Origin of the sequence: Myroides albus, from assembly GCF_009711045.1 — a bacterium.
Lineage (GTDB): Bacteria > Bacteroidota > Bacteroidia > Flavobacteriales > Flavobacteriaceae > Flavobacterium > Flavobacterium album_A.
This window is the reverse complement of the sequence record NZ_WMJX01000002.1, coordinates 217,654-228,243: the sequence shown is the minus strand read 5'-3', so window position 1 is coordinate 228,243 and position 10,590 is coordinate 217,654. Positions and strand designations below refer to the sequence as shown.

Genomic DNA, 10,590 nt, shown 5'->3' with positions numbered 1-10,590 from the left:
AGTTTTTAATTCACACACAACTTTTGAGATTGATCCCTTATACATAGGCTTTTAAGAATTAATGACTTTTTTTATTATTTAAGATTTGTTTTTAAGCAGAAAAATCTATTATATTTGCCACGTCTAAAAAGGAACAGGATGTTCCACAAGATTTCGCGGGTATGGTGAAATTGGTAGACACGCCAGACTTAGGATCTGGTGCCGCAAGGTGTGAAGGTTCGAGTCCTTTTACCCGCACAAAAAAGCCTCTTCAACTGAAGGGGCTTTTTTTATTTACTTCTGAGGAGCTATTCTTTTAGGACCAGTACTGGTTTTGAATTTGTTGTAGTTGAGTCTTGTGAAGTTTTAATTATTACAGAATAGGAGAGTTAGATTAAGCTCTTTTTTTGTAAATTTCATTTTTAAACTATGACCATTTAGTGATAGGTGTGACTTTTGGTTATCTGTTTGTCTTATATTCAGTAAAACTCACCGTTTATACAATTATGTTTGATTTAAAAACTTTTCTTTCATCACTTTTAGAGTACGAATTATACGCGAGTAAGTCTATAACGATTACGATAGGGACTATACTTTTCATTGCTTTTACTTTAACTATTACAAAGTATGGGTTGCGCGTATTGAAGAAAACTTTTATGAAGATGGCTACGCCAGATGTTGCTGCAAGATTGGGTAGTGTATTTAATTTTGTCAATTACTTTATATACCTGATTATCTTTTTATTCTTATTAAATGTGATAGGGATTAATATAAGTATGTTTTTGACTACGTCAGCAGCATTGTTTGTTGGGCTTGGGTTTGCATTACAAGATATTTTTAGAGATTTAATTGCGGGAATTTATATTTTGATAGATAAGACGCTTAATGTGGGAGATGTTATTGAAGCTCATGGACAAGTAGCAAGGGTTAAGACAATTAACCTTCGTTGTACCATTGTTGAAACACGTAATCGAAAGGATATCGTGATACCTAATCGCAAGTTAATTGACGATATAGTTTACAATTGGACGCACGAGGACCCAATTATTCGTGCCCGTATTGACGTGGGGTCGTATATTGGTACAGATTCTGAATTGGTCAAAGCGGTATTGCTTTCAGCAGTTGAAGATAATAAAGATGTTCTGAAGCATCCTAAGCCGATTGTGTTTATCGATCAATTTGGAGATTCTTCTATCCGCTTTATTTTGTATTATTTTATAGATAATGCTTTTGATAATGATCGAATCGCTAGTGACATACGTTTCGAGATAGATCGGAAGTTTAAATTGAATAATATTCATTTACCTGTTCCTGTTCTAAAGTTAGATAAGTAATTTTATATCTATTTTTATAATTACTTTTACGCCGTTTTTATGTCTATGCCATGAATAGTTCAAAAGGAAGTAACAATAAGGTCAAAGGGGAAGATGTCTTAAGGAAGTTACCTCGTCAGACTCGCAAAAGGAGTACACGCAAACCTAAACCAAAAGTAAAAAAGGGCAATTCTACTTTTAATCAAATAAAGTGGGTTTTGATTATTTTGACCTTTGTCGGTGTAGGAGTATGGTTTGGACTTACGTTTAGTGAGGGAATTAATTATTTTTTTAGTAGAGATAGAAAGGAAGCGGAAAGCAAGTCATTATTTGATTTTAGAACTGCAGAGGTGTTAAGTCGCCATGAGGGAAAAATGATTGGACTTGATGTTTCTCATTATCAAGGTGATATAGTTTGGGCTGATGTCGATTCAGTAATTGGACGAGCTTCAATAGAATTTGCGATTATTCGATCTACGATGGGAGTTGATGGTAAGGATAAAAAGTTTAAAAAGAACTGGAAAGGAGCAGGTGCCAATCATTTTATAAGAGGAGCTTATCACTATTATCGACCAGATGAGAATTCATTAGAACAGGCAAAAAACTTTATCAATACAGTCACATTAGTAGAGGGAGATTTACCTCCTATTCTGGATATTGAAGATTTTCCGAAGGAACAGCCAATGGATAGTCTTATAAAGGGGGTGAAAAAATGGTTAGTCACAGTCGAAAAACACTATAAAGTAAAACCAATCTTGTATTCAGGTGAATATTATTATAATACTCATCTCAGTAAGGCATTCCCTGAATATACTGTTTGGATAGCTAACTACAATTTCTTTGTAGAAGAAATTAAAGATCATTGGCAATTCTGGCAATTCACTGAAAATGGCACTGTAAAGGGGATTAAAGGTAAAGTTGACTTGAATGTATATAATGGTACTAAAGCAGATATCAGAAAATTATTGATTAAGTAAGTAGGATTTACTTTATTGTTTAACATCCAAGGCATCTCGCAATGCGTTTCCAATCAACATAAAACTAATGACTAATAGGAACATCGCCAATCCAGGTAAAAGTGCTAAATAGGGCTTGCCGAGTAAAATGTAATTGTAGTTTTCTTTTATCATAGCACCCCAACTCGGTGTTGGTACTTGTGTCCCTAAACCTAAGAAACTCAGTCCACTTTCCATTAAAATAGCTGAAGCAAAATTGGCAGCTGAAATCACGATAACAGGAGCCATACAATTTGGTAAAATATGTTTGCTTATGATTCTGTAATCATTGTACCCTAATGCTCTTGCAGCCGTAATATATTGTTGCTCTTTGATGCTAATTACTTGACCTCGTACAACACGTGCAACTTCTACCCACATCGTCATACCAACTGCTATAAATACTTGCCAGAATCCTTTACCTAAAGCTAATGTAATAGCAATAACGAGAAGTAATGTAGGAATTGACCAGAATACATTGATTAGCCATAAGATAAGGGCATCTACTTTTCCCCCATAATATCCCGCAATTGATCCTAAGGAGATACCAATTACAAGAGAAATCAGTACAGCGACAAAGCCAATAGATAATGACACTCTCGATCCAATGAGTAATCGACTTAAATAGTCCCTTCCTTGATTATCAGTCCCTAACCAATATGTTTTACTCTTTATGATTTCCGATAAGGTAGGATTTGAAAAATGGTTTAGGGGAATTGATTTGAAATCTTCTAATTCGGGTTGTGCACTATACGGTTTGTAGTAAAGTGTGTCACTGTCAACTTTGTATTCTCCTATTGGAATATGTTTTAATGGTTCTTTGCGACCTGTCCAATATTCTTGAAAAGATCTCTTATAATTATCTTGTAGTTGAATATAGTCAACAGTAAAGCCAGGAGATTTAGAATGCAGTGCTAAATCACCTGAATTTGCATTAGCTGAGTAATCGGGAATATAAAAATATACCGTCAGAGAGATAACGCTTATAAGAATGATAAACCAAAAAGACAAAACGCCCCAAAAGTTCGTTTTGAATTTTTGGAGCGCTAATCTTGTATAAGAATTGTTATTGTGAGACATTGTCTTTATAACTACAAATTATTATCTAAACCTTATTTAACAGGGTGAGCTTTAAAGCTTTCTAAGTCTTTTAAAATATTAATACCTTCTTCTACATATATATCACCTTGTAATCTTTCATGCCATCTATCTCTCTTGTCTTTTAAGATAGTGTCATTCGAGATACGTTTAATTTCACTTGGTAAAGAAGAAAATTTCAAAGTGTTTTTATATTTAGAAATAGCTTTAAACTTCTTCGCTTTTTCTTCAATTTCTTTTTGTCTTTCTTGGTATTTATCAATTTGTAAAGCAAAAGTTTTTTCGTCTTTACGCTGATTAATCCATTGTGCATTTTCATCGATTAAAGCAAACTGTTCATTTGTTTTGATACGCTTGTAACTTTTCTCAATGATAGGAGTGAAGTCGTTTTTGTATGCAGTGTAATCTGCTCTTTCGATTTTGTCCCATGGCATAGCATTATCCATATCTCTTTCTCCCATATCGATATAAGAGTATCTATCTGGTAAAACGATATCACTTAAAACACCTTCTCTTTGGGTAGAACCTCCGTTAATTCTATAGAATTTTTGAAGTGTGATTTTTAAAGCACCTAAATCGCCATAAGGTTGTTTCTTCAATAGTTCATTTAAGTCAACAAGATTTTGAACAGTTCCTTTTCCATAAGTATGCTTACTACCAATGATAATTCCTCTTTTGTAATCTTGGATTGCAGCGGCAAAGATTTCAGAGGCAGAAGCAGAGAAGTTGTTCACTAAAACAACAAGCGGTCCTTCCCAAACGATTTGTGTTCCTTTGTCATCTAATACTTGTTGTTTCCCTTTTGAAGATTTTACTTGAACTACAGGGCCTTCTTTTGCAAACAAGCCCATCATATCCACAACAGTAGAAAGTGAACCCCCTCCATTGTTTCTAAGATCCATCACAATACCTTCAATCCCTTGAGATTTTAGTTCTTTTATCTCTTTTTGTACATCTGTAAATGCATTTCTATTGTCTTTGTTTTCAAAATCGATATAGAATTTAGGAAGGTGAATTAAACCATATTTTTTTCCATCGAGTTCGATTATAGAAGACTTAGCATAAGTTTCTTCAATCTCAATCTTTTCGCGCATTAATGAAATAATGCTAATTGTTCCATCAATTTTTTTGATTGTCAAGAAGACCTTAGTTCCTTTTTTACCTTTAATTAATTTTACAACGTTATCCAATCTCATTCCAACGATATCAATAGGTTCCTCGTCTTCCGTTTGAGCAACTTTTAGGATAATGTCTCCAACTTCTATTTTTTTACTTTTTTCAGCAGGGCCACCTGGTACAAGTTCATTAATCTCAACACCTTCAGGTTTCTTTCTAAGTACAGCTCCGATTCCTTCAAAACTTCCACTCATACTTGCATCAAATTTCTCTTTGTCTTCAGGAGCAAAGTAGAAGGTATGTGGATCGTAGCGCTCAACAATTGAATTAAGGTAAATTGAAAGCCAATCTTTTCGCTCTAAATCATTAATTACATCAAAGAATTCATTGAGAGATTTTAGCGTGCTTTCTCTAGCTTCTTCTTCAAGTTGTTCGAAAGTTTTCTTTTCAACTGGTTTATCCTCTTTCTTCTTGTCTTTCTTTTGTGTTGTAGTTATTTCCTCATCTGTTAAGTCACCATCTTCTTCTATGACATCTTTTCCTTCTTGAATTTTAAGGTTATCAGTTAAAGTAGATAGTACAGTAAGTTTTAGCTGTTTTTCCCAACGCGATTTAAGTTCTTCTCTGTCTTTTGCATAAGCAAGCTTATCGTAATCTGCATCAAAAGTTTCATCAATATCAAAGTCAAATGGAGTAGCTAATATTTCAGTATAAATATCTTTAGCTTCTAACATTCTTTTGTTAATACGATCATAGGTTAAATCAAAAAAGGAAAGATCTTTTAGTTGAATCATGTCATCTAAAAGTATTTCATATTCAGAAAACTCTTTAATATCCGCTTGAGTAAAATAACGTTTCATAGGGTCTAATGCCTTTAAGTATTCGGTATAGACCTTTTGAGAAAATTTATCGTCAATTTTTGGTGGATCATAGTGAGTTCGATCCAATAAATACGTAACCAACTCTAATAGAAGTTGATCTTTTTCAGGGTTTTCTTTAGGCTCTTTTGGCATGAAACTCCAAAGTAGAGCTGAGACACCTAGTAAGATTAAAATAACCTTATAATTTTTTTTCATAAATAACTTAATAGTATTCATTAATAAGTTTTCAACTAAAGTAGTTAAAAAAGTAAAGATACGGACTTGTCTCCCGATAATAATTTGTTAAAATGGAAAATTAGTACTGATAATTCACTTTTTTTAATGGTTTGACAGAATATGAAACGCCTGTAATTTGGCTAATATTTACTACATTAGCGAATGTAAATAAAAAAATGAAATGATGCAAAAACCCTTGATTTTAGTAACAAATGACGATGGAATTACTGCTCCTGGAATAAGAGCGTTAATTTCTGTAATGAAAGAGATTGGGGATGTGGTAGTTGTGGCTCCCGATAGTGCGCAATCTGGTATGGGACATGCCGTTACAATCAATAATACTCTGACTTTAGAAAAAGTAAATATTGATAGTGATATTGAAAAAGAATATGCTTGCTCAGGGACTCCTGTAGATTGTGTAAAGATAGCTTTAGGTCAAATATTAGATCGCAAACCAGATCTATGTGTTTCTGGAATTAATCACGGTTCAAATTCGTCAATAAATGTTATCTACTCTGGTACGATGAGTGCAGCACTTGAAGCAGGGATGAGTGGTATACCGGCTATAGGATTTTCATTATTGGATTTTAGTTGGAATGCTGATTTTGAACAAATAAAACCATTTATCAAGAAGATCACTTTGGAGGCACTTAAGAAAGGAGTTCCAACAGATGTAGTGTTCAATGTGAATTTTCCAAAGTTGAAGTTTGATGAGATAAAAGGAATTAAAGTATGTCGTCAAGCAAAAGCTACTTGGGTTGAGAATTTTGATAAGCGTATTAGCCCTCATGGGAAAGAGTACTATTGGTTAAAAGGGGAGTTCGTTAATCAAGACAAAGGCGAGGATACTGATGAATGGGCTTTAGAGCATGGCTATGTTTCTTTGGTCCCTGTACATTTTGATATGACTGCGCATCATACAATAAATCGAATTAATACTTGGGATTTGTAATGGATTATAGGCTAAAAGGAATATTAATTGGTTTTGTAGCAGGATTAATTGTAACTGTAATTGGTTCAGAAGTATACCTAAGACTGTTTACCCATTTTGACTTGGTGAATGATTTTAGTTTTATTTATAGAACAAAGTTACTTGGTCGTATTACTGCTATAGGAAGTCTATTCAATTTGGCTTTATTTACTTTTTTTATTACCAAGCGTCGCGATTTTTACGCAAGAGGGTGTATTTTAGCAGTCTTTTTTATAACCTTGATTACATTTTTTATATAGATGAAATATTATATTATAGCAGGAGAAGCATCAGGTGATCTACATGGTTCCAACTTGATGAAATCTATTTACAAGAAAGATCCGCAAGCTGAAATTCGCTTTTGGGGTGGAGATTTAATGGAGAGTGTAGGAGGAAAACTTGTAAAGCATTATAAGGATTTGGCTTTTATGGGGTTCATCGAAGTGGTTCAAAATCTGCGTACAATATTGAATAATATTTCTTTTTGTAAGAAGGACATTCAACGTTTTAAACCAGATGTGTTGATTTTTATTGATTATCCTGGTTTTAATATGCGTATAGCAAAATGGGCTAAGGAAATTAAGATTCCAACTCATTATTATATTTCACCTCAAATCTGGGCATGGAAAGAGAGTCGTATTAAGGCAATCAAAAGAGATGTTGATTTTATGTATGTAATCCTTCCATTTGAGAAAGATTTCTATGAAAAGAAACATCAGTTTCCAGTTACTTTTGTGGGACATCCATTGATTGATGCTATTGGTCAGTATAGAGAGAAAGAGCATGAAGACTTTAGAGCAAAACACAAGTTGGATGATAGGCCAATTATTGCACTTTTGCCAGGTAGTAGAAAACAAGAGATTAGTAGGTTACTGGGTGAGATGCTTTCTGTGATTCACAAGTATCCGGAATATCAATTTGTAATAGCAGGTGCTCCTGGACAAGAGCCCACTTTTTATGAACGATTTATACAAGATAAGAATATTTCTTTTATCTTTAATGAAACGTATGCGCTGCTTAATGTTGCACATGCTGCTTTGGTAACTTCAGGAACTGCTACTTTAGAAACTGCTTTGTTCCGTGTTCCACAAGTTGTTTTGTATAAAGGAAACCAGATTTCATATGAAATTGCAAAAAGAATAATAACTTTACGTTATATCTCTCTTGTGAATCTCATTATGGATGATGATGTGGTTGTGGAATTAATTCAGAGTGATTGTAATTCTAACCGAATAGAAGAGGAGTTTAAGAAAATTGTAGGAGGAGAGTATAGAACACAATTATTGCACAAGTACGATCAATTGATTGATAAATTAGGTGGAACTGGTGCAAGTGATCATGTAGCAGAGGAAATTATTAGAAATAGTAAACACAAGATGAATTAGTCGATATATTCTATAAATTATGATGGGCATTAAGATTTTATCTACTGTATGTATATTTACCTTTTCACTGCAATCTTTTGCTGTTGAAAGTATGCGAATTTCGTCTGATCTAAATGACTTAGATCCTCAAGATAGAAAGACAATAGTCTTAGAGGAGAGTAAGAAGATAGATGAGGATATACAATCTCAGTTGGATGAATTATTAAATGACTTTATAGAAGAAATGAATAATTCGTCTGTCTATGCAGGTACAGATGCTATATTAAATACTGCTTTTAATTATGAAGGAGTAAGATATCGATTTGGTGGTACTACATATTCTGGCATTGATTGTTCGGGATTAGTGATGAATGCATTTGCCAATACAGATTTGAATCTTCCTCGCACTTCAAGTGAATTGGCGCAAGTGGGAGAAAAAATTAAAAAGAATAAGGCTCAAAAAGGAGACTTGATCTTTTTCAAAACACGTGGAAATAGAATTAGTCATGTTGGTATTATCACTGAGGTAACGCCAAATGACATCAAGTTTATTCATTCCTCAACCAGTAGAGGGGTTATTGTTTCATCGATTAATGAAACGTATTATAAGAATAGATTTGTACAGATAAATCGCGTGTTATCAGATAATTAAATTTTCTATCTTTATTATAATTTGGAGAGAATTTTGATACTACATTCATTATGAAGGTATTGAAATTCTCTTTTTTGTTTTACAGTATATTTCTTTGTCTGGGGATTTTATTTGCAGAGAGTACAGGCCTCCTTTTTGGGGGAGGAATGTTGTTTGCCTCTTTGCTTTATATAAGCTTGACAAGTTTGAGTTCTTGTAAGATTCGCAGTTCCTCTCTTGTTACTTTTGTACATGGTTTCCTTATCAGTTGTCTGTTTTTTAGTTTAGGTGTTTGTTGCGTACATTTAAGGTCATATGTTTCCCAAGAGAAGGAATTTTCTGTTTCCAGTTTTGATGATAGGTATGTTGCTATAACTTTTGTAGTTGAACAGCGTTTGCCTTCCTCTAATTCAAACTATACAAGGTATATTACTTCTGTCGTTAAGCAGGATAGCGTTGAGTTACAAAAGAAGGTCTTGCTCTATTTTCAAAGCGAAAGCAACTATCTTCAAGTGGGACAGGTCTATTACACTAAGGCGAAGTTTCAAGCGATTTCGCCACCTAAGAATAAGAATGGTTTTGACTTTAAACGTTATATGTTTGTCACTCATCAGATTGAGGCGCAGTTATATGTTAGTGATGTGGTGTATCTTGGGAAATCCCTGCATTGGCGTGATAAGATAAGGAGTATTAGAGATAGAGCTATTGGTCTTGTTGTTCAAAATCAGTCGTTAAGTATAGATTCTAAATCATTTGTTTTAGCACTTGTGTTTGGGGATAGGAGCCTAATTGAGTCAGATATAAAAGAGCAGTTTAAGACTTTGGGTATTATGCATATTCTCGCTATTTCAGGATTGCACATTGGCATAATCTATTTCCTTTTAGCAGCTATATTTTCCTTTTTATCCAAGAAATGGCGTTTTATTCTCATTACTTTATTGTTATGGTGTTTTGTATTTCTCTCTGGATTTTCTCCTCCAGTTTATAGAGCAGTATTGATGTTTAGTGTGATTAGTCTAAGCGTTGTTTTAAGTCGGGATAGTAAATTGGAGTACAGTATCGGTATAGCTTTGGTTCTGAGTCTAATATTTGAACCCTTACTGCTGTACAATGTCAGTTTTCAGATGTCTTATGTGGCTGTATTGAGTATTGTCTTTTTGCTACCTATCTTGAGAAAGTTTAGATCCAAGTATAAAGTGTTGAATTATTTTATCGACATTACCTTTGTGTCTATTGTGGTTCAAATTGGCTTATTACCCTTGCAGTTGTTTTATTTTCAACAATTTACTTTTGCATTTTTTATTGGAAATCTGTTGGCTATTCCTGCTGTTACTGTAATCCTTTTACTTGCCATTTTGGTTGTATGTAGTATTGTGTTTACAGGGAGGTTTTACCTATTCTTAGATGTTGTCTTTAATGCTTCTTTAGATTTGTTTCTTGGTTTAGTTAGTAAACTGCAATTAGTCGAGTTCTTAGTTTTTAAGGAGGCCAAGGTAAGTAGCTTAGCTATATTGCTTTATTTTGGTTGTATTGTATTACTGTATTGGTGTTGGAAGTTAAAGAACAGATGGAGCTTTGCTTTCTTGTTGATTTGGTGTAATGCGTCTATTTATGCACTTATTCTTGAAAGGAAAAACACTGCGACGGATTGTCTTTTGATGCCTTATACTTCAAGAAGGGAGTCACCTGAGATTGTGGTTTATCAAAATAGTAAATTGATACATCAGTTTGGTATTAGCGATGCTACAACGAATAAGATTATTCCTTATTTAGACTGGAAGATTTTAGTTCTGCATGAACACTCGCCTTTTTACTTGAATGATATTGCTTACGACTATCTGATTGTCATTGGAAATGCAAAGGTAAATTACGATCGGTTGTTTTCTGAATGTACTTTTTTGGAAGTCGTTATCAGTAGTAATACACCTACTTGGTTGAGAGAGCTGATTAAGAAAAGTTGTTTAAAACACAATATCCCTTTTCACGATATTTATGAAAAGGGATATTGGGAATTATCAGTATAATAT

9 protein-coding genes and 1 tRNA gene are annotated in these 10,590 nt (G+C 33.7%); 8 read left to right on the top strand and 2 right to left on the bottom strand.

Features of this window, described 5'->3' with window-relative positions; genetic code table 11:
* Positions 1–155: 155 nt before the first annotated feature.
* The 3 genes from GJV76_RS02270 to GJV76_RS02260 all read left to right on the top strand — a co-directional run bounded on the left by GJV76_RS02270 (position 156) and on the right by GJV76_RS02260 (position 2,269).
* Positions 156–237, top strand: a tRNA-Leu gene (locus tag GJV76_RS02270).
* 248 nt (positions 238–485) lie between these two features.
* Positions 486–1,313 (top strand): mechanosensitive ion channel family protein, encoded by an 828-nt coding sequence (locus GJV76_RS02265; RefSeq protein WP_155091023.1) that lies wholly within the window; start codon positions 486–488, stop codon positions 1,311–1,313.
* A gap of 50 nt (positions 1,314–1,363) precedes the next feature.
* Entirely contained in the window at positions 1,364–2,269 is a 906-nt protein-coding gene (locus GJV76_RS02260) for a GH25 family lysozyme (RefSeq protein ID WP_155091022.1), read from the top strand.
* A gap of 12 nt (positions 2,270–2,281) precedes the next feature.
* Here GJV76_RS02260 and GJV76_RS02255 read toward each other — a convergent pair whose 3' ends face one another.
* Positions 2,282–3,367, bottom strand: a complete 1,086-nt coding sequence (locus tag GJV76_RS02255; RefSeq protein ID WP_155091021.1) for an ABC transporter permease — start codon at positions 3,365–3,367, stop codon at positions 2,282–2,284.
* Between the two features lie 32 nt (positions 3,368–3,399).
* The gene (locus tag GJV76_RS02250; protein WP_155091020.1) at positions 3,400–5,598 is read right to left on the bottom strand and encodes a carboxy terminal-processing peptidase; all 2,199 of its coding nucleotides are present in this window, start codon (positions 5,596–5,598) and stop codon (positions 3,400–3,402) included.
* Positions 5,599–5,782: 184 nt separating this feature from the next.
* Between GJV76_RS02250 and surE the strand changes: the two genes are divergently transcribed.
* From surE to GJV76_RS02225, 5 genes are read left to right on the top strand one after another with little or no spacing between them, the layout of a single operon-like run.
* Positions 5,783–6,550, top strand: coding sequence for a 5'/3'-nucleotidase SurE (gene surE, locus GJV76_RS02245; RefSeq protein WP_196216212.1), 768 nt, complete (start codon positions 5,783–5,785; stop codon positions 6,548–6,550).
* Positions 6,550–6,828: a hypothetical protein gene (locus tag GJV76_RS02240; protein ID WP_155091018.1), complete on the top strand. Its 279-nt coding sequence runs from the start codon at positions 6,550–6,552 to the stop codon at positions 6,826–6,828. The genes surE and GJV76_RS02240 overlap by 1 nt, the downstream gene beginning before the upstream one ends.
* Positions 6,829–7,953, top strand: a complete 1,125-nt coding sequence (lpxB, locus tag GJV76_RS02235) for a lipid-A-disaccharide synthase (protein WP_155091017.1) — start codon at positions 6,829–6,831, stop codon at positions 7,951–7,953.
* A gap of 19 nt (positions 7,954–7,972) precedes the next feature.
* Entirely contained in the window at positions 7,973–8,584 is a 612-nt protein-coding gene (locus GJV76_RS02230; protein ID WP_230381481.1) for a C40 family peptidase, read from the top strand.
* A gap of 50 nt (positions 8,585–8,634) precedes the next feature.
* Complete coding sequence (locus tag GJV76_RS02225) at positions 8,635–10,587, top strand: ComEC/Rec2 family competence protein (RefSeq protein WP_155091016.1); 1,953 nt, start codon at positions 8,635–8,637, stop codon at positions 10,585–10,587.
* Positions 10,588–10,590: the final 3 nt, after the last annotated feature.